The sequence below is a fragment of the Natrinema thermotolerans genome (assembly GCF_031165565.1).
GTDB classification, from domain to species: Archaea; Halobacteriota; Halobacteria; order Halobacteriales; family Natrialbaceae; genus Natrinema; species Natrinema thermotolerans.
This window is the reverse complement of sequence record NZ_CP101873.1, coordinates 1,356,062-1,374,675: the sequence shown is the minus strand read 5'-3', so window position 1 is coordinate 1,374,675 and position 18,614 is coordinate 1,356,062. Positions and strand designations below refer to the sequence as shown.

Annotated in this window: 21 protein-coding genes and 1 pseudogene; 9 read left to right on the top strand and 13 right to left on the bottom strand. The window is 65.9% G+C overall.

The window, feature by feature from the left end:
- Window positions 1-10: 10 nt before the first annotated feature.
- On the bottom strand, window positions 11-349 hold the full coding sequence (locus tag NP511_RS07075; RefSeq protein WP_049905800.1) for a twin-arginine translocation signal domain-containing protein: 339 nt from the start codon (window positions 347-349) through the stop codon (window positions 11-13).
- Between the two features lie 222 nt (window positions 350-571).
- Between NP511_RS07075 and NP511_RS07070 the strand changes: the two genes are divergently transcribed.
- The gene (locus tag NP511_RS07070; RefSeq protein WP_049964978.1) at window positions 572-1,975 is read left to right on the top strand and encodes a geranylgeranyl reductase family protein; all 1,404 of its coding nucleotides are present in this window, start codon (window positions 572-574) and stop codon (window positions 1,973-1,975) included.
- A 430-nt stretch (window positions 1,976-2,405) separates the two neighbouring features.
- A complete protein-coding gene (locus NP511_RS07065) occupies window positions 2,406-3,200 on the top strand; it encodes a DUF4397 domain-containing protein (protein WP_049965096.1) in 795 nt (264 codons plus the stop codon).
- Between the two features lie 13 nt (window positions 3,201-3,213).
- Here the strand turns inward: NP511_RS07065 and NP511_RS07060 are convergent, their stop codons facing one another.
- The 3 genes from NP511_RS07060 to NP511_RS07050 form a co-directional block, all read right to left on the bottom strand.
- Window positions 3,214-4,440, bottom strand: coding sequence for a M48 family metallopeptidase (locus NP511_RS07060; protein WP_049964977.1), 1,227 nt, complete (start codon window positions 4,438-4,440; stop codon window positions 3,214-3,216).
- A 129-nt stretch (window positions 4,441-4,569) separates the two neighbouring features.
- Complete coding sequence (locus NP511_RS07055; protein ID WP_049964976.1) at window positions 4,570-5,847, bottom strand: amidohydrolase; 1,278 nt, start codon at window positions 5,845-5,847, stop codon at window positions 4,570-4,572.
- 81 nt (window positions 5,848-5,928) lie between these two features.
- On the bottom strand, window positions 5,929-6,264 hold the full coding sequence (locus NP511_RS07050; protein WP_006181433.1) for an uS10/mL48 family ribosomal protein: 336 nt from the start codon (window positions 6,262-6,264) through the stop codon (window positions 5,929-5,931).
- Between the two features lie 180 nt (window positions 6,265-6,444).
- Between NP511_RS07050 and NP511_RS07045 the strand changes: the two genes are divergently transcribed.
- Window positions 6,445-6,885, top strand: coding sequence for a bis(5'-nucleosyl)-tetraphosphatase (locus tag NP511_RS07045; protein WP_006181432.1), 441 nt, complete (start codon window positions 6,445-6,447; stop codon window positions 6,883-6,885).
- A gap of 159 nt (window positions 6,886-7,044) precedes the next feature.
- Complete coding sequence (locus NP511_RS07040; protein WP_049964975.1) at window positions 7,045-8,094, top strand: DUF5787 family protein; 1,050 nt, start codon at window positions 7,045-7,047, stop codon at window positions 8,092-8,094.
- A 316-nt stretch (window positions 8,095-8,410) separates the two neighbouring features.
- Here NP511_RS07040 and NP511_RS07035 read toward each other — a convergent pair whose 3' ends face one another.
- The 3 genes and pseudogenes from NP511_RS07035 to NP511_RS07025 form a co-directional block, all read right to left on the bottom strand.
- Window positions 8,411-8,914, bottom strand: coding sequence for a DUF5797 family protein (locus NP511_RS07035; protein WP_006650126.1), 504 nt, complete (start codon window positions 8,912-8,914; stop codon window positions 8,411-8,413).
- 71 nt (window positions 8,915-8,985) lie between these two features.
- On the bottom strand, window positions 8,986-10,149 hold the full coding sequence (locus NP511_RS07030; protein ID WP_049964974.1) for an epoxide hydrolase family protein: 1,164 nt from the start codon (window positions 10,147-10,149) through the stop codon (window positions 8,986-8,988).
- Window positions 10,150-10,236: 87 nt separating this feature from the next.
- A pseudogene (locus NP511_RS07025) lies at window positions 10,237-11,528 on the bottom strand (MFS transporter).
- 115 nt (window positions 11,529-11,643) lie between these two features.
- Here NP511_RS07025 and NP511_RS07020 point away from each other — a divergent pair.
- The 3 genes from NP511_RS07020 to NP511_RS07010 all read left to right on the top strand — a co-directional run bounded on the left by NP511_RS07020 (window position 11,644) and on the right by NP511_RS07010 (window position 12,911).
- On the top strand, window positions 11,644-11,898 hold the full coding sequence (locus NP511_RS07020) for a DUF5789 family protein (protein WP_049964973.1): 255 nt from the start codon (window positions 11,644-11,646) through the stop codon (window positions 11,896-11,898).
- A gap of 251 nt (window positions 11,899-12,149) precedes the next feature.
- The gene (locus NP511_RS07015) at window positions 12,150-12,470 is read left to right on the top strand and encodes a hypothetical protein (protein ID WP_308986955.1); all 321 of its coding nucleotides are present in this window, start codon (window positions 12,150-12,152) and stop codon (window positions 12,468-12,470) included.
- Window positions 12,471-12,602: 132 nt separating this feature from the next.
- On the top strand, window positions 12,603-12,911 hold the full coding sequence (locus NP511_RS07010) for a transcription factor S (protein ID WP_006650129.1): 309 nt from the start codon (window positions 12,603-12,605) through the stop codon (window positions 12,909-12,911).
- A 288-nt stretch (window positions 12,912-13,199) separates the two neighbouring features.
- On the opposite strand, the gene NP511_RS07005 is transcribed toward NP511_RS07010, so the two are convergent.
- From NP511_RS07005 to NP511_RS06995, 3 genes are all read right to left on the bottom strand, one after another.
- Window positions 13,200-13,985 (bottom strand): methyltransferase domain-containing protein, encoded by a 786-nt coding sequence (locus NP511_RS07005; RefSeq protein WP_211249095.1) that lies wholly within the window; start codon window positions 13,983-13,985, stop codon window positions 13,200-13,202.
- Entirely contained in the window at window positions 13,982-14,362 is a 381-nt protein-coding gene (locus NP511_RS07000) for a nascent polypeptide-associated complex protein (protein WP_049964970.1), read from the bottom strand. The genes NP511_RS07005 and NP511_RS07000 overlap by 4 nt, the downstream gene beginning before the upstream one ends.
- 129 nt (window positions 14,363-14,491) lie before the next feature.
- Window positions 14,492-15,349, bottom strand: a complete 858-nt coding sequence (locus NP511_RS06995) for an SDR family oxidoreductase (RefSeq protein WP_049964969.1) — start codon at window positions 15,347-15,349, stop codon at window positions 14,492-14,494.
- A 97-nt stretch (window positions 15,350-15,446) separates the two neighbouring features.
- On the opposite strand from NP511_RS06995, the gene NP511_RS06990 reads away from it, so the two are divergent.
- Window positions 15,447-16,058, top strand: a complete 612-nt coding sequence (locus NP511_RS06990) for an HD domain-containing protein (RefSeq protein WP_049964968.1) — start codon at window positions 15,447-15,449, stop codon at window positions 16,056-16,058.
- Window positions 16,059-16,094: 36 nt separating this feature from the next.
- Here the strand turns inward: NP511_RS06990 and NP511_RS06985 are convergent, their stop codons facing one another.
- A complete protein-coding gene (locus NP511_RS06985; protein ID WP_006650134.1) occupies window positions 16,095-16,583 on the bottom strand; it encodes a PUA domain-containing protein in 489 nt (162 codons plus the stop codon).
- Between the two features lie 198 nt (window positions 16,584-16,781).
- Between NP511_RS06985 and NP511_RS06980 the strand changes: the two genes are divergently transcribed.
- Window positions 16,782-16,958, top strand: coding sequence for a hypothetical protein (locus NP511_RS06980; protein WP_006181419.1), 177 nt, complete (start codon window positions 16,782-16,784; stop codon window positions 16,956-16,958).
- 38 nt (window positions 16,959-16,996) lie between these two features.
- On the opposite strand, the gene NP511_RS06975 is transcribed toward NP511_RS06980, so the two are convergent.
- Together NP511_RS06975 and NP511_RS06970 are read right to left on the bottom strand one after the other, a co-directional pair.
- Complete coding sequence (locus NP511_RS06975) at window positions 16,997-17,494, bottom strand: LabA-like NYN domain-containing protein (RefSeq protein ID WP_006181418.1); 498 nt, start codon at window positions 17,492-17,494, stop codon at window positions 16,997-16,999.
- Between the two features lie 69 nt (window positions 17,495-17,563).
- Window positions 17,564-18,388, bottom strand: a complete 825-nt coding sequence (locus NP511_RS06970) for a M48 family metallopeptidase (RefSeq protein ID WP_006650135.1) — start codon at window positions 18,386-18,388, stop codon at window positions 17,564-17,566.
- Window positions 18,389-18,614: the final 226 nt, after the last annotated feature.

Genomic DNA, 18,614 nt, shown 5'->3' with positions numbered 1-18,614 from the left:
CGGGAGGTGGCTAGATCTCCCGAACGAAATCTTCCGCGATCCACCAGTCGTCGTCTAGCTTGTGCCAGTCGACCTTGTAAACCTCCGTGCCGTCGTCGTCGGCGATCGCCCGAACGTATCCCGCCCAAGAGTGGTTGATCTCCGTCCAGTCACCGCTTCTGTCGCTGTTCTCCCAGCCGGGAGCGTACCCGAAGTCCCCCCAGGCCTGAACTTGATCACCCACGTCGATCCCCCAATCGGACGCACTGGCCGTGCCGACCGCGGCGACCGTACCGACACCCGCAGCGACCGTCGCGGCGGACGTTTTCAGCACGTTTCGTCGAGATCGTCCGTCGTCGTTTCCAGGCATTGCATTCGAACAGTGAATATTGTCGCATATAAATTTAATCTAGAAAATATTACGAAGTAGACCTGTGCTGGATTGGTGAACCCGTGGACCACGGCTGTAAGTGAAAAGACAGCCACACCACAACGTCGCGCTTGCTCCGAACCGGGTACTGCTGCGGTCAACGCGGCACCACCGCGGACCGACCATAAAACGTTTTCTTACCACGGCCTCCACACAGTTGATATGAGTACGCAGGAGCAGTCGGCCGCCACGACGCCGAAGACTCAGTCGCCGGACGCGGTCGTCGTCGGAGCCGGAACGGCAGGGTGCTACGCCGCAGCGACCATCGCACGAGCGGGGTACGAGGTCGTCATCCTCGAGCGAAAGGACGAGGAAGAGGCGGGCCACATCGCCTGTGGCGACGCCCTGAAGGGTGCCGATGCCTTCCCCGAAGCCATCCCGAAGTCCAAACTCGAGCCGGCCTTTACCAACACCGACGTCGACCACGGCCGGTTCGAGATTCCACAGGAGGATACCGTCCTCGAGATCCCGGTACCGGGCGAACTGGCCGTCATCGACCGCTGGGAGTACGGCCGCCGGATCATCGACGGGGCCGAGGACAGGGGGGTCGAGTTTCGCTACGATACGGTCGTCCAGAACGTCCGCCAGAACGACGACGGCCGCGTCACGGGCGTCGAGGCGATCCGCAAGGGCGACCCGGTCACCTACGAGGCCGACATCGTCATCGACGCCGCCGGCTCGCTGTCGGTGCTGCAAGACCACGTCGACTTCTCCGACTCCACGTTCGACACCAACGTCGACTACAGCCACTTCTGTTCGGCCTACCGCGAGATCGTCGAGGTCGAGGAACCCGTCGAGTGGGACGACGCGCTGGTCTTCAAGCCGACCGAGCGCGCGGCGGGCTATCTCTGGTATTTCCCGCGGACCGACACCGAGATCAACGCCGGCTTGGGCTTCCAGATGACCGAGGAGCCGATGCAACTGGTCGACGACCTCAAACGCGACCTCGAGAACCGCCCCGAGTTCGAGGGTGCCGAGGTCGAGGACAAACTCGGCGCGGCGCTGCCCACCCGACGACCCTACGATTCGGCCGTGCATCCTGGCTACATGGCCATCGGCGACGCCGCCGGCCACGTCAACCCCACCACCGGCGGCGGCATCGCCGGGGCCGCCTACGGCGGCAAGTACGCCGCCGAGCGGGCCATCGAGGCCCTCGAGACGGACGAGTTCGGCGAGGACGTCCTCTGGGAGTACAATCAAAAAGTGATGGACCACTTCGGCGCGCGCTACGCCGCGCTGGACGTCTACAACATCCTCTCGACGGCCGTCGACGTCGACGACCTGATGAGTCTACTCGCCGCCATGCCCGGCGACAAACTCGCCGAGGCGCTGTACTCGGGCAGTACCGACATCGGGCTCAAACTCAAACTCGAGGCGCTGGTCAAGAGCCGCGGCCACTGGGGCACGATCTGGAACCTCTACAAGACCAAGCGCCGTGCCGACGAACTCCTCTCGCACTACGAGAACTACCCGACCAGTCCCGAGGGGCTGGCGGGCTGGCAGGACCGCCGTGACGACCTCATGGAGAAGGTCTACGAGACGACCGGGGCCGAGCCCAAATACTAGCCACCGAACTTTTGCTCTGCGGGCGCGGCGAAGCCGCGCCCTCGGCAAAATCTCGAGAGAGCGCGAAGCGCTCTCTCGGACCTCGCGGGGGCTTCGCTCCCGCTTAGCTTCGATGAAAAGCACTCCTCCTTCCGTTCGTTCCTTTCAGTCACTCACATCAGTCGTCGGCCCGCTCGCTCGGCCTCCGGCCTCGCTCGCGGTCGGTGTCGGGCGGCGGCCTGCCCTCCCCCGAGTCGTGCGTCTCTCGCCGATGCTCGAGACGCACTCCCGGCCAGTGATCGTTCGGCTTGTTCCGTTCGACTGACTCTCGAGTAACTGGAACGTTCGGCCGTCGGATACCGGTTCGCTTCCCGTAGTATCGTTTCCCGTGAATATTCCCCTACGCTGTTAGGATATCTTGGCTTTCCTATCCGTCAAATAACGGGTTATGATGGCACGGAACCACACACGGCGACGCGCACTGACACTGATCGGAACCGCGAGCGGCATCGCGCTGGCCGGCTGTATGGGCGGCGACGACGGGGACGACGAGGAGATGAGCGACGATGATTCGGGCAACGGCATGGGAGACGACGGGATGGACGACGACTCCGGGTCGGACGACATGGAGTCGTCCGGCTCGAACGTCCGGGTCGCGCACCTCTCGCCCGACGCCCCCAACGTCGACGTCTCCGTCGACGGCGACGCCGTCCTCGAGGACGTGCCCTACCGGGCCGTCAGCGACTACCTCGAACTCGAACCTGGCACCTACGAGGTGATGATCACGGCCGCCGGCGACGCCGACACCGTCGTCTTCGATCAGGAACTCGAGATCGCCGAGGGGTCGTTCACGATCGCGGCGCTGGGCGAACTCGCCGACGAGAACCAGCCCTTCGAGCCGGCGGTCCTCGAGGACGACGTCAGCGACCCCGGCGACGACGCGCGGGTGCGTCTGGTCCACGCCTCGCCGGACGCCCCTGCAGTCGACGTCACCGTCGGCGACGGCGAGACCGTGCTGTTCGAGGACGCCGCCTTCGGCGACGCGGCCGCGACCGAAGTGCCGGGCGGCGACTACACCCTCGAGGTCCGACCCGCGACCGAGACCAACGACGGCGACGTGGTCGCGACCTTCGACGTCGCACCGGAGGGCGGCAACGTTTACAGCGCCTTCGCCGTCGGCTACCTCGAGCCCGGCTCGGCTCCCGCCGACGAGGCGTTCGACCTCGAGGTCATCATGGACGCCTGATCGACGATACGGGTCAGCGCTGGGACCGAAGCCGTTCGATCCGGCGCTCCGTCGGCGGGTGCGTGCCGAACAGCCGCCGGTGGAGGAACCGCCGCGTACGGTCGAAAAAGCGGTGTTCCTCCCACGGCGGCGGGACGATCGAGAACGCAGCCGTCGAGCGGTGTTTGCGGAGATCGTTCGAGGGCCGTTCCTCGAGGGCGGAATCGAGTTTCTCGAGGGCGCTTGCCAGCGCCGCGGGGTCGCCGGTGATCGCGACGGCGCCGCGGTCGGCGACGTACTCCCGATAGCGGGTGACGACGGCGACGGACCACCGGACGAGGACGATGACCATACCACACGGGACGGCCACAAACGGGTGGAAATCGTAGCGCTCGATGAGCGCGGCCGCGGAAGCTGCGGGCACCGATAACGCGGTCAGCACCGCCGCGTCCCTGTTTTTCGCGTGGGCGAGTTCGTGTGCGAGGACGGCGTCGAGTTCGCGGTCATCGACGGCCTCGAGCAGGCCCTTGGAGACGACGATCGTGGACGATCCGGCCCGATAGCCGACGGTCGCTGCCGTCGGCGTCGACGAAACGCCAAGACGGACCGTCGGTGCGGGGAGATCGACCTGCTTGGCGAGCCGGTCGACACGGCGTTGGACGGCAGTTCGGCGTTCCTCGAGGTCCTCGTCTGGCCGATCGATGACGCGGACGACGCCTTCGATATCGCGGAGCGCAGCGGCGTCATCGGTTCGTTCGGAGTAGGCGATCCACGCCACGTGTGCGAGGACGACGAGGACGCCGACCGCAGCGGCGGCGGACAACGGATCGACGATCGAGCGCCACGCGACCGCCTCCGTGACTGCGAACCCGACGAACGACCCGAGAGCCACACCGCCGAGCAGGCCGAGGATTTTCGGCCAGTTCGCGATCGCCTCCGCGGACAGCAGCGTCTCACCGACGGCTTCGACTGCGTTGGCGGTCCCGTCGTGAGCGATGCGATCCGAGAGGGTCTGTTCGGGATAGTAGCGTCGGATCACGATCGCGATGCCGAGCCAACAAATGAACGCACCAGCGAACAGTAGCGAGACGAGGAAGAAAAAAGCGAGAAAATCCTCGAGCGCCACGAGGAGAAACAGTGCGACGAACCCGCCGACGACGAACTCGAGTGCGAGGACCACGAGCTGTGCGGCTCCGACGAGAAGTCCGGCGACCGCCATCCGCACCCAGAGTCCGAGGTGGAGGGGCGTCGGACGGATCACCGACCGGCCACCTCGAGCGCGGCCGTTCGGGTCGTCGATCGCGAATCGGGGACTGGATCAGTGGACTGCACCGTCACTGATCCGTACTGGTAGGATACCCAAGAACATTCGGGGTCCGTTCTCGGTCGGTTACTGGTCGTGGCCGAGTCGCTCGATCGTGCCCGCGAGCGTGTCGATGCCGTGTTGGATGCTTGCCTCGTCGACGTCGAACGTTGCGGTGTGGTGACCGCCGGGATGGTCGGTGCCGACGCCGACGTAGCAGGCACTGCCCCCGTTTTCCTGTACCGCCTGCATCAGATAGGTCGCGTCCTCGCTGCCGCCCAGTTCGTCGCGCTCGAGGACGCGCTCGACGCCGGGCGTCTCGCCGGCGACGTCGGCGACGATCGAGACCAGTTCCTCGTCGCTGGTCGCACTGGGGGCCTCCGCACCGATCTCGATTTCGACCTCGCAGTCGTGCATCGCGGCGGCGCTCCGGAGGACCTGCCGGGTCCGCCCTTTCATGTACTCCATCAGGTCGGTCGTCTCACCTCGTACCTCGGCGACGATCCGGGCCTCGGCCGGGATGACGTTGGCCGCGCTCCCGCCCTCGACGACGCCCGCGTTGACCCGCGTCGCGCCGTCGTTGTGCCGTGGAATCCCGTAGAGGTTCTGGACGGCTGTCGCCATCGCCTGGACGGCGTTGCGGCCCTGCTCGGGGTGTCCCCCCGCGTGGGACGACGCGCCGGTGAACTCGGCCTCGAGGTGCGAGACCGCCAGGAAGCCGTCGATACCGGCGACGATCTCGCCGGTCGGGTGGTCGAGGCCGATGTGAACCGCGAGCAGAGAGTCGACGTCCTGTAGGTGGTCGCTCTCGGCCATCGCCTTCCCACCGCCGACGACCTCCTCGGCGGGCTGGAAGAAGACCTTGAAGGTTCCCGCGAAATCGCTCTCCGCGATCCGCTCGAGTACGCCGATCCCGATCGTCGCGTGGGCGTCGTGGCCGCAGGCGTGCATCGCGCCCTCGTGGTCGGAGCGAAAGCCCTCGGCGACGGGCCGGTGGCTCGGGTCGTCGGACTCGGTTTGGGGGAGGCCGTCGATGTCGACCCGAAGGCCGACGGTCGGTCCTTCGCCGCGCTCGAGGACGGCCACTGCACCCGTATACCCGCCGTCCAGTCGCTCGAGAGTAGCGTCGTCGACGCCGGCGTCCCGCGCCTGTTCGTACCAGTGGGTGAATTCGGTTTCCTCGGGGACCGCCAGCCGGTGGTCGCCGGCGATCGCCTCGGGGCCGACGTGGAGTTCGGCGAGGTCGTCGCCCAGTCGGGACTCGAGTTCGTCGACGATCCGTGCAGTCGTGTAAAACTCCCGCCAGGCTGGTTCGGGTTTTCGGTGCAGGTCTCGACGCAGCGTAACGAGGTCGTCTGCGGTCATACGATCATCTCGTCGTGAACGACCAAAAGCCCTCCCGACGGTTTCGGTGTCCGACGATCGCAGAAGTGCGACCGAGGCCAGTCAGTTGCTGCGGCCGGCCCCGTGGATCTGCTCGACCTCGGCCTCGATGTGGACCGAGTCGGGGAAGTTCTGTGAGGCGATGTTGCGCGCGAGGTCGTCGTGGCCGTGGATCTCGAGTTCGCGGGTGAAGACGGTGTACTCCCAGGAGTCGAAGTGACGGTCGTCGTCGGCGTGGAGTCGGCAACGCTGGGGGACCGACAGCTTTTCCGGCGGGTGGGAGTGGGGACCTTTCAGTGCCGCCCCCTTCCGTTCGGCGGTGGTTTTGATGTCCTCGACGATGCCATCGAGCGCGGCGCGATCGCCGCTCTGGAGGGTGAGACGGGTGACGAAGGTCATGGCTGGTGCTGTCGCATACGTCTGCGACGGGCGCGTAAAAACCTGCTGAGACGCGTCGCCGGCACGACAGTGAACGACTGCAGACGATCGCCCGTTTCGTGCGTGACAATCCGGTCGGATCCGTGTCCGTAGGACGAACAGTCCGATATTCTCTTAACGTCGCACCTGTTAGCCCACCTAATGGCAGTCGAAGCTACGAGCGCAGGCGCGATCCTCTTCCGCGACACGCGGGGCCGGCGCGAGTATCTTCTACTCAAGAGCCGCCCGGGCGATTGGGAGTTTCCCAAGGGCGGTGTCGAAGGAGACGAAGAACTTCAGCAGACGGCTATCCGCGAAGTAACGGAAGAGGCAGGTATCGAACAGTTCCGACTACTCGACGGCTTTCGCAAGGACTACGACTACGTCTTCGAGGCGAACGGCAAGACGATCCACAAGACCGTTCATCTCTTCATCGCGAAGTCGTTCGAAGCCAGCGCGGAACTATCGAACGAACATCGCGACCTCCAGTGGCGCGACTACGAACAGGCGGTAAACACCGTCACGCAGGACGGCCCCAGAGAGATCCTCGAGGACGCCCACGAGTTCCTCGACGAACGCGAGGCGGAAGACGACGAGGAGTAGCCGGTCGCGGCCGGTGAGAAATCACTTCTCTCGTGTCGTGCGACGCGGGCATCGCGACCGACCTCGAAATACGGTCGATAGCACCGCCCATATCGTTCGCTCGACCCGATCGTCGGCCGATCGGGCAGCGTTTTTGCGCCTCCGAATTCAACGGGGAGCGTGGACGCATACACCGCCGAGTTCGGGTTCGAACTCCGGACCTGCCGGTGGGCCGAACGCGAGTGGCCGCCCGGCGAAACCGACGGTACTGACACCGCCGTCCTCGTCGCCCGCCAACTCGGGACGACCCGCCGCCGCTGGGATACGATCGTCCTCGAGTGCGACCCCGAGGGGCTGCGCCGCCGCGCCCGGTTCGGCCCTGATCGGCTCGATAGCGACCTCCTGCACGTCGTCCGAAACGCCCCCGACGAGTGGTGCTACTACCGCGACGCGCTTCCCGACCCGGGCTATCCGTGGCGATACGTCCGCGAGTCGATCCACGAGGCCGCCGACCGCGGGATCCTCGAGACCCGCAAGTCGGGCAACCGGATCGAGATCCGTCGACAGTGGGCCTACCCCGACTGGCTCGAGCGGCTCGTCGCGATCGAGAACAAACCTGACTTGGACGCCAGCGCTGCCCGCGCGCTCGGATCACAACTCGAGTACGACGTGGCCGTCGGGCTGGCCGACGAGGCCTGGGTCGCGACCCGTCGAACGGACGAACCCGTCGAACCCGTCCTCTTCGAGGACCTGCCGGTCGAAGCCGGGGTCCTCGCGCTCGAGCCCGACGACCTGACCGCCGAGGTCGCGTGGTATCCCCGCTCGCTCCCGGTGACGGAACCGGGGACCCGCATCCTCGAGCGGCCCGACGGCGGGGACCGGGACGGTTCGGCGGCCCGATTCGAGTACGCCGACACCGACTGGAAGGTCGACAAGCGCCTCGCCATCGCCGAGCGCGCCTACGAGCGCGGCTGGCGCTCGTTCGTCGACACGATGCGGCCCGACTGCCGCCACTTCGAGCTACGGGACCCCGACGGCTCACAGGCGCTGCCGTACTGCACTGCCAAGGAGCGGTGCCAGACGGCCGCGGAGTGTGCCGGCTCCTGTCCCGAGTTCGAGCCCGAGCCGCCCGCTTGGCGCACCCGCGGCTGGCCGATCGAGGGCGGGCCCGGAAAACGGGTCCAGCGAATCCTCGCGGAGCGCCGGCGGCGACGGCGACTAGGGCTGTAGCCCGTCAGTAGCTTCTGACAAGCATCCGCGACCGAAGCGAGCGGTTCACCGACGGTGAGGCCGAAGGCCGAGCCGTCGGCCTTTTTCATCGAAGTCCGCGAGAGCTTTGCTCTCGCGGGCCCATCAGAAATCCTCGATTTCTGAGGACGTTTTTGCGCCCAGCGCGGGATCGCCGGTCCCGCGAGCCGTGCGAACGGGCAATGCGCGGCGCTACGCGCCGCGACTGTCGGGACGGCGCAGCCGTCCCGCAGCGCCCGTGAGCAGAGAGTGGTGAGCGAGCAGCGCGAGCGAACCCGAGGCGGAAAAAGTTCGGTGTTTAGTCGGAGACGGCGACCTCGAGGTCCGCACGCTCGACGGCCAGCCGGAACGTGGGGACGGTGCGGTACTCGACTTCGACGACGCCCTTGCGCCGGAGACTCTGGAGGCCCGACCGGACGTCCTCGGCCTCGGCGTCGACGTCGTACTCGTCCCGGAGTTTGTGCAGTACCGAGACGACGCTCTCGGACTCCTCGTCCGGGCCGGAAAGCACCGCCACGATCCGCGCCTGTAGTTCCGGGACGCGGACCTTCGAGGGGACCCCCTCGTCGTCCGGGTCGCTCTCGATCCCCGGCTCGACGTCAACCAGCTCGGCGGCTTCGGCGGTCGCTCGGATCAGACTGTTGTCGTCCCGGAAGTAGTAATCGCCGAGTTCGTTCTCGAGGTACTGGTGGACCTCGCTGCCGCTCTCCATCCCCCACCGCTCCTGCAGTTCGCCGTTCTTCGTCGGCTGTAGCTCCACCACGTCCGCCAACCGGTCCTGGGCCTCCTCCGAGAGCGTCATCGTCGAACCGTATGGGGATCCGGTACTTTTGCGTTGCGTCCCGCCGCGACTCGAGCGACTCCGCCCCGTCCTCAGCCGAACTCGCCGGCGAACGCTCGCAGGTCCTCGACGAACAGTTCCGGCACCTCCATCGCGGCGAAGTGGCCGCCCTCGGGCTGTTCGGACCAGTACTCGACGTCGTAGACCGCCTCGGCCCAGCCGCGGGGCGTCTTGTACACTTCGGCCGGATAGCGCGCGTGGCCCGTCGGCACGTCGACCGAATCCGGCGTCGCCGCGCCCACGTCCGTCTCGGCGTAGAGCCGCATCGAAGAGCCGATGGTCCTGGTCAGCCAGTAGACGCTGAGGTTGTCGAGCAGCCGGTCGCGGTCGATCCACGACTCGAGGTCGCCGTCGCAGTCGCTCCAGGCGCGGAACTTCTCGACGATCCAGCCCGCCAGCCCGGCCGGCGAGTCGGTGAGTCCGTAGGCCAGACTCTGTGGTTTGGTCGCCTGGATCTCGTGGTAGGCGGTTTCGGTCTCGCGGAACGTCGCGGTCTCCCGGTAGTCGGCCATCCCCCGTTCGTCGAGCAGGTCGGTCGGATCGTCGGCCTCGAGCGACGAAGGGTTCAAAAAGAGCATGTTCGTATGGATCGCGTCCACGCGATCGGGGTAGTTCGCACCCAGTAATGCGGCGACCAGCGCGCCCCAGTCCCCGCCCTGTGCGACGTAGCGGTCGTAGCCGAGCCGGGCCATCAGGTCCGCGACGGCGTCGGCGATGCGGGGCACGTCGTATCCTTGCTCCGCTGTCGGGCCGGAGAAGCCAAAGCCCGGCAGCGAGGGCGCGACGACGTGAAAGGCGTCGGCCGGATCGCCGCCGTGGGCGGCCGGATCCGTCAGCGGCCCGAGAACGTCGAGGAACTCGGTGACGGAGCCGGGCCAGCCGTGGCTCAAAACGAGCGGCGTCGCGTCCGGTTCGGGCGAGCGGACGTGATAGAAATGCAGCCGCTGGCCGTCGATCGTCGTCACGTACTGGTCGAACTCGTTGCACCGGTCCTCGAACGCCGCCCAGTCGAACTCCGCGCGCCAGTACGCACAGAGGTCCCAGAGAAACTCGCGGTCGGTCCCATTCGCCCAGCCCGTCTCGGGAAGCTGGTCCGGCCAGCGCGTCCGCTCGAGACGCGTCCGGAGGTCGTCGATCTCGTCCGGATCGACAGACACCTCGAACGAGCGAATCGAATCGTCGGTGTCCGTCGTCATGTCGCTACCCCGGTTCGAGTTCCGCCATCGTTCGTGATACCGACTCGCATACCGGATTCGACACGACCGCGTCACAAAGGGGTATCGTCAATCGTCACCGATGACCGGAACCGGAACCGTCGTCTCGAGGGTCTCCTCGACCTGCGTGTAGACGAGGACCGTCCCGAGGACGGCGAGCGCGGTGCCGAAGACGAACGGGGTCTCGAAGCCGAACCGCACCAGCGCGCCCGAGGAGAGCGGCCCGACCGCGATCCCGTAGCCGAAAGCCATCGTCAGCACCGACAGCTTCGAGCCCGACTCGCCCTCGCCGGCGAGGTCGCCGGCCAGCGCCAGCGACGGGGCAAAGACCATCGCGGCGGCGATCCCCTGAAACAGGCGAGCCAGGAACATCAGCGCCGAAGAGAGCAGAAAGCCCTGGACGAGCGTCGTCGGAATCAGCAGTGCCATCCCGGTCACGATGAACGGCCGCCGGCCGTACCGATCGCAGGCCCGCCCGATCGGCGTCTGGAGCGCGACCTGTGCGATGATAAACCCCGCGAACTGCAGGCCGAACCAGGTCGCCCCCTGCTCGAGGCGGGCGTTGACCTGCGGCTGGATGGTCGCAAACAGCGCGATGGCGGTCGCCATGAAAAACGACGCGACCCCGAGAGGGTGAAGATCGGATCGAGCAGGTTCGGACCGGTCCGATCGAGGATCGGGATCGAGAGGTCCGCGCCGGCGTTGGCGGCCGTCGACTCGGGGTCCGAAACCAGGATCGTCACCATGACGTAGCTGATCACCGCGGTGATCGTCGCGACGTAGAAGGCGGCGTCGAACCCGGAGACTGCCAGACCGCCGGGGAGCGCGTACGGACCGCGACTGACGACCGCGCCGGCAACCGCCGGCCCGGCACCGAACCCAACCAGCCGAAACGTGTTGTAGACGCCCATGTTCCCGCCGCGGTCGCCTGCCGTCGCGAGTTCGTTGACGAGCGCGACCGACGACGGGATGATGAAGGCGACGCTGACGCCCTGTAACCCACGGATGACCAGCAAGGAGAGGTACGTCTCCGCGAAGACGTACGCGACGTTGGTCATCGCGAGGCCCGCGAGCCCGACCAGAATGAACGGCTTGCGCCGGCCGAGCCGATCCGACAGCCGGCCGGTAACCGGCTGGAACGAGCTGTTGAGAAAACCAAAGAGCGAGAGGATCACCCCGATGAGCAGCGACTCGCCGAGACCGAAGGCCGTCCCGCCGACGACGCCGCTGGTCACGTACAGCGGGATGACGATGATCAGAAACGAGTTGCCGATCCCGTCGGCCATGCGGGCGCCCGCCAGTGCGAGGACCCGTCGATCGACGGCGAAGGGCGCGACGAGACGTTCCACCACGCTCCGCATTGGCAACACCTGCGTGATCCCGACCGATTATAGTTTCGAACCGAAATGTCGATCGACTGGATAGTCCGCGGGAGCGTCGCGGAGCTACAAGCCGCTGGCCCGCCTCCGTTCGGCCATGCCCGACGTCAAACTCAGCCGGGTCGACACCGTCCTCGCCGACCTCGAGTACCCGATCACCAACGAGCAGGCGGCGACCGAACTCGCGGACGTCACCCTGTTGCTCGCCGACGGCCAGCGGAACTTGGGCGACCTCGTCGCGAAAAGCGGCAGCGACCGCTTCGAGTCGACCGAGGACCTCCAGTCGGAACTCAACAACGTCCTCCCGCGGGAAGCCGTCGGCGAGCCCTACCAGTCCGAAGGCGAGGGTTAGACCGATGAGACGCTGCAGTCGCTCGGTACGTGCTTTTCGTTTGTCAGTCCCGACGTGACGTCCCGGGCTCCTGCCGAGGAACCGCCACAACAGAACAGGGAATCCATCTATAGATCTTGCCTCTTTACAGTTGGAAATATAATAGAGTGACGAAATTCTAGAGACGATCGACGGTGAGCAGAAGACGAACCGGTCTCGATATCGTCTCGGTTATCATTTCTGGATGTTGTCTCGTGTACGTCAATTCGACCGTGATCGAACTGTCGATAGTCTGGTCGTTCGTTCTCCTCGTACTCGTTCTGGTCGGTGTTCATCGGACGATCGAACGGCTATACGAAGCGCTCTCCGGAAACTCGATTCGAGACGACCGAACCGATGACGGTGAGACAGTCCTCGCCGATAAACACGACTCGGTCTCTGTTGTAGTGGTTGTATCCACGGTCCTCATCACCGAATACATCGACCCAACCGTCGTCTCGCTTTCCGACTACCAGACGGTGGTTCTCATCGTCGGTCTCGTGTTTGCGATCCACGAGGCGATCCAACGGACCTACAGGTGGGCAGTGTTATGAGGTCACGCCCGGTCTCCATTGGCTGATCCGTTGCTTTCGCCTCGCTACCGACGCTATCACCCTGTCAACGTCCCGCTCGCGGGGCGACTTCTTTTCTACACACTTAACCGGGGTGAGCGACAACCGAGGCATATGGAATTCTGCGACGAATGCGGTTCGATGATGAAGGCCGACGACGGCCTCTGGGAGTGTGGCAGCTGTGGGTACACGGAGCCGAAAGGCGACGCCGACCAGTACATCGTCACCGACGATCAGGAGGTCGGCGAAATCATCGAGTCCTCCGGCGAGACTTCGCTGCCCGAGACCGACGCCATCTGTCCCGAGTGTGGCAACGACCGCGCCCACTGGTACATGCAACAGATCCGCTCGGCCGACGAGTCCGAGACGCGCTTCTTCATCTGTACCGAGTGCGAACACAAGTGGCGCGAGGACGACAACTAACGAAATTTTGCTCTGCGGTCTATCGCGAGCGAAGCGCCGAGCGCTTCGCTCGCGATGTCCCTCGGCAAAATTTCGATTAAAAGCACTCCTCCTTCCCCGTCAGCCGCGCGGAACGCGGCTTCTGGGTCAGTCGTCGGCCCGCTCGCTCGCCCTACGGGCTCGCTCGCGGTCGGTGTCGGGTGACTGCCTGCCCTCCCCCGAATCGCGGGCTCCTCGCGTTGCTCGGAGCCCGCTCTCGGCCATTGCTCTCTCGAGTTGAATACGGAATTTGAGTAAGGAGAAACCGCACTACTCGTTGCGCGCGATCGTCAGATAGCCGGTGTGACCGACTGGCGCAGTCGTCGGCCGCGAGCCCCGCTCGTCGAACTGCATCTCGCGTTGGATCGTCTCTCGAGTGGTGACGTTCGCGAGGCCGACTTCGCCGGCCGTCCGTGCGACTTCGCGGGTCGACTCGATGAAGGGGCTGTAGACCGCGACGAACCCGCCGTCGACCAGGAGGTCGGGCGCGTGTTCGACCATCGTGGGCGCGTCGGCCGTATCGAGGGTCATGACGTCGAACGACGACGGCTCGAGGCCGTCGATCTCCTCGGTCACGTCGCCGGTCCGGACGTCGACGGCGTCGGCCACGCCGCCGAGTGCCATGTTCTCGCGAGCCACGTCGGCGAACTCGGCGTCCTGTTCGTAGGTCACGACCTCGGCCCCGGCCCGGGCCAGCAGGGCCGCGAGGACGCCGGTTCCGGTGCCGGCGTCGAGGACCCGGTCGCCGCCGGCGATGCCGGTCTCGCCGATGACGAGCCCGATATCGCGGGGCACCATCGGCGCGCCCGTCCGCTCGAAGTGATGGAAGAGATCGGGGCCGCGCAGCCGCCGCACCTGGAACTCGTCGCCCAGATGCGTCTCGATGGTGTCGCCCGACTGCACGTCCTCGGGGACCTCGAGAACGCCGAGGTCGGTCCCCTGTTCGCCGCCGGGTTCGACGAGGTACTCGCGGTCGCCGCGGACGAGCAAGACCGGGACACGATCCGTGCCACTTTCGGCGTCGTCCGCGCTCTCGTCCTCGCTCACGCGAGTCACTCGAGGGATTCGACTGCTGCGGCGAGGTCGCCGTCGGCGTCCTCGAGGGCCTCCCGGGCCTCGTCATCGCTGACGCCGGCACGGGTCGCGACGAGTTCGACGTCCTCGTCGGGGATCGACGAGCCGGCGTCGCCCCCGGTGTCGGCACTGCCGCCGGCCGAGCCGGCCTCGACCTCCTCGGGCGAGCCGATGACCTGGTAGGTCTCCTGGCCGCGGGCGTCCATCTTGGTGACCTCGGCGTCGTCGAAGACGAGGTCGTACTCGTCGGTGCGGATGATGACCTCTTCGGCGTCGATGTCCTCGACGTCGATGCCCATCTGTTCCATCATCTGTTCCATCTTGCGCGGGTTGAGTCCGCCGCCGCCTCCTCCGAACATACTCGACACGTGGCCACGGGCGACCTTTTAGTTTGTCGTTCGCTCGAGGGTGGGCGGGCAGTCCCGGCCGTCAGTGTCGGCGCGACCGCAGGACCCGCGGTCGCGCCACCGATCGTACAACAGTCCGTCTCAGGCGCCGTCCGGCCGCGAGTAGCCCGGATCGAACAGTTGTGCCGACGTCGGTTCGGGATCGCCCTCGGTGAGGTTGTACCCGGAGAAGTCCTCGACGCCGGCCTCCCGGAGGAAGTCCTCGTCGTAGACGCGGTTCCCGGTGAACTCGGCGGGATCGCGGGCCAGGATCTCGAGGACCGTATCCGAGACGATATCGGGCGTCCGCCAGTCGTCTTCGGTCCCCATCTCGAAGTACCGGGTCGCGCGCGTGTCGATCGCAGTCACCGGCCAGAAGGTGTTGCAGCCGATCCCGTCGTCGGCCAGTTCCTGGGCCATCGACAGCGTCACGAACGACATCCCCATCTTCGACCAGGAGTAGGCGGCCGACCCCGGGGCGCGGTCGAGTTCGACCGGCGGCGCGTTCGTCAGGATCCAGGCGTCTTCCTCGACGCCTTTGAGGTGGTCGATGAACGCCCGCGAGACGAGGTAGGTGCCGCGCACGTTGACCTCGTTCAGGAGGTCGTACCGGTTTGCCGGCAGGTCCTCGACCGCGCCCATCTGGATGGCCGAGGCGTTGTTGATCACGATGTTGATCTCGCCCATCTCGTCGATCGCCTCCTCGACGGCCGCCTCGATGGCGTCCTCGTCGCGGACGTCCAACTGGATCGCGTGCGTCTCGACGCCTTTCTCGGCGCAGGCCTCGGCGGTCTTGTGGATCGTCCCCTCGAGGTCCGAGTCCGAGTCGTCGACGGTCTTGCCCGTCGAGACGATGTCACAGCCCTGCTCGGCGAGTGCGAGTGCGAGTTGCTTCCCGATTCCACGCGTGGTACCCGTTATAAACGCGGTCTGTCCGCTCAGATCTGGTTTTTGCGGCATTCGTGATCTATACACACACTCCGCCCCTAATAGTCCATTCAAACTCCCGGGTCGCCGATCGACGTTTTCAATCCCGATCGGCGCGTGGGCAATCGTAATGACCGACGAACTCGACGCCTTGCTCGAGGCTCTCGAACTGAAAGACGAGCGCCGGACCGGTTGGGATCTTCGCGGGATCGATGCCCCGGAGTCTGTCGCAGCCCACACGTGGGGCGTGGCGACGCTGTGTCTGTACTATGCCGACCGGGCCGACGGCGTCGACCGCGACCGCGCGGTATCGATGGCGCTGCTTCACGATCTGGGCGAGGCCCGCATCGGCGATATTGCGACGCGCGCCGAGGACGACAACCAGCGAGTCGACGGCGACGAGAAAGTCGCCCGCGAGCGGGACGCGATCGTGGACCTACTCGAGCCGTTCGACGGCGACGAGTTCCGCTCCCTCTGGGCGGCGTACGAGGCCCGCGAGACTCAGACGGCGCGGTTCGTCAAGGACATGGATCTGATCGACAACTGTTTGCAGGCGCTCAAATACGAACGTGGGGAGCGCTACGACGAGACCGAGCGCAACGAGGCCTTCGACGAGTACGAGAATCTCGACGAGTTCTTCGCGACGGCCGCGCCGCGACTCCGGACGCCCGTCGGCGAGCGACTCTTCGAGGCGATCAAGACACGGTACGAGCGCGAGATCGGTCGGGAGTGTCAGCTCTAGCGGTCCTCGCGGACCGGCTGCCGGTCCGTCACCCCGCTACGTCTCTGCGGGCGCACCCTCGCGCACGTTGACTGCCATCCCCGTCTCGAAGTCCCGGATGGCGTCGGCGTCGAGTTCGGCCGTCCCGACCGCCAGCAACTCGCCGCGTTCGTGGACCACCAGTACCTCGTCGCCCGGCCGGATCTCGTCGCCGACCTCGAGGACGAACTTCGCGAAGACGTTTTTCTCCTCGCGGACGAAGGGCTCGCTCTCGTCGTCGACGACAACTCGATAGGCCGGCGGCTCGAGCGCGGCCGCGAGCCGGCGACCGCCCTCGAGGCCGAGCGTGAACCGGCCGTCGGTGCCGAAGGAGACGATCCGGCCGGCGTCGGCGTGGACCTGCTGGGGGCGGCCCGAGGAGGTCCGTTTGACCGTCAGCGATTCCGACGGCGGGAACAGCGCCGTGCCGGCGTCCGCACCGAACTGGTAGTCCGCGATGGTCCGAAGCTGGGGCAGGCCCGCGCTCCCGTCTGCTGACTCGCTCATTGGGCCGAATTTGCGCCGGCGGGTCGAAAGCCCTTCGACCTGCGGTTCCGGCGTATTCGCTCGGATCGAGCCCGTGTGGGCACCGAATCCGGCCACCGGAGCGGCTTCAGGCCGTGGCGACCCCCTCGATCAGTCACCGACGCGACCGAAACGAGATGGAGAACGTTATTATCGTCGCTTCAGTAGTATCGGCCCTACATGGACGTCACGCAAATCGGTCTCGGGGTCGCCCTGCTGGTCATCGGGACCCTGACACTGATCGGGCCGGCCGCGATCGCCACCGGTCCGCTCGTCTATCTCGTTACCGGTGCGACGCTGCTTGTCACCGGCTACGCGCTGGTGATCGGTCTCTGGCAGACCCGCCAGCCGAACTGATTCTCGGCCCGAACCGAGTGTGGTTCGGGTCGGCGCGCCTACAGCAGGAACGTCTCGTGGCGTTCGCCCAGATCGAGGAAGGAGTCGGCGGCGTCGATGAGCTCTTCGGCCGTCGAGGACTGGAACGCCATCACCTCGACGCGGACCCCTTCGTGGCGCAAGTGCGAACACAGCCGCGAGAAGTCGCCGTCGCCCGTACAGAGGACGATCGTGTCGACGTGGTTGGCCAGCGTCACCGCGTCCAGACTCATCCCGACGTCCCAGTCGGCCTTCTTCGAACCGTCGGCGAAGGTCTTGATGTCCTTGATCTTCGGTTCGAAGCCGATGTCGATCAACGCCTCGAAGAAGCTCTCCTCCTCCGGCGAGTCCGCGCGGATGACGTACGCGATCGCGCGCGTGAGCTGGCGGTCCTGGACCGCCTTCTCGAGCAGAGCGGAGTAGTCGATATTGCGGCTGTGCATGCTCTGGGCAGTGTGATAGAGGTTCTGGGCGTCGACGAGGACGGCGACGCGCTGCCCAGGGTGAATTTCCGTCATATACTAGCATGTCGTGGGCGGCTATAAAAAATCGCGGCGTTCGAGACGGACCCAGTGGGCCTGTCGCGGTTACCTCCGAAGCTTCCGAATGCGCTTTTCCGTCGGCGGGTGGGTGGCAAACAGCGTCTGCAGCAGGCCCTTCTCCGAGTTGAAGATACACAGCGCGCTCATGCTGTCGTCGAGTTGGGATTCGCGACCCTGCGCACCGTTCGAGATCTTCTCGAGGGCGCGGGCGAGCGGGTCGCCGCTGCCGATGTACTGGCGGGCGTCGTCGTCGGCGACGTACTCGCGGTACCGCGAAATCGCGAGGACGAACACCATCACGAGCATCTGGGCGATGTTCGAGATGATCATGCCGACGATGATGCTGCCGATGTTGCGTTCGCCGCCGAACATGTAGACCATGTAGGCGACCCAGCCGACCATCATCGCGATGGAACTCCCGAAGACCATCGCGAGGACGTCGCGGTTCTTGATGTGGGCGAGTTCGTGGGCGATAACGCCCTCGAGTTCGTCCCGCTGGAGCAGGCGGATGAGTTCGGTCGAGACGACGACGTAGCTCTTGCCCTTCCGGCCGGTCGCGAAGGCGTTGGGGACGCCCATATCCATGACCATCAGCGTGGGCTTTTCGATGCCCATGTCGCGACAGAGCGACTCCGTCATCCGATGGACCTCCTGATACTGGCCGTCCTCGGGCATCTCCTCGGCGCGTCTCGTGGCCGACCAGGTCCCGATCTTGTACTGGATGGCCGGGAGGACGAGCAGGCCGAGCCCGACGAGCGGCCACGCGCCGACCCCGAACATCGCCAGGCCGAAGGCGCCGACGAGCATGTAGAACGCGAACAGGATCGAGCCGACGATCGCCATTCGCACTTTCAATCCGAAATTCGTCATGGCTGACTCTAGACAACGACTCGGGATAAGTTACGCGGATTCATGTGTCAGACCGACTCACGCACAGCGATCGGGTCGGTCGAAGACACAACGGCTAAGTCGGTTCGGTTCAGTCTCCCGGGTATGCGTCACGTCGCTCGCTCGAGGCTCGAACCCACCGTGAGCGGCGTCGCCCCCCGTTTTTCGAAACGTAAACGCGCCTGCGAGTGCTCGCGGCGGGCGTAGC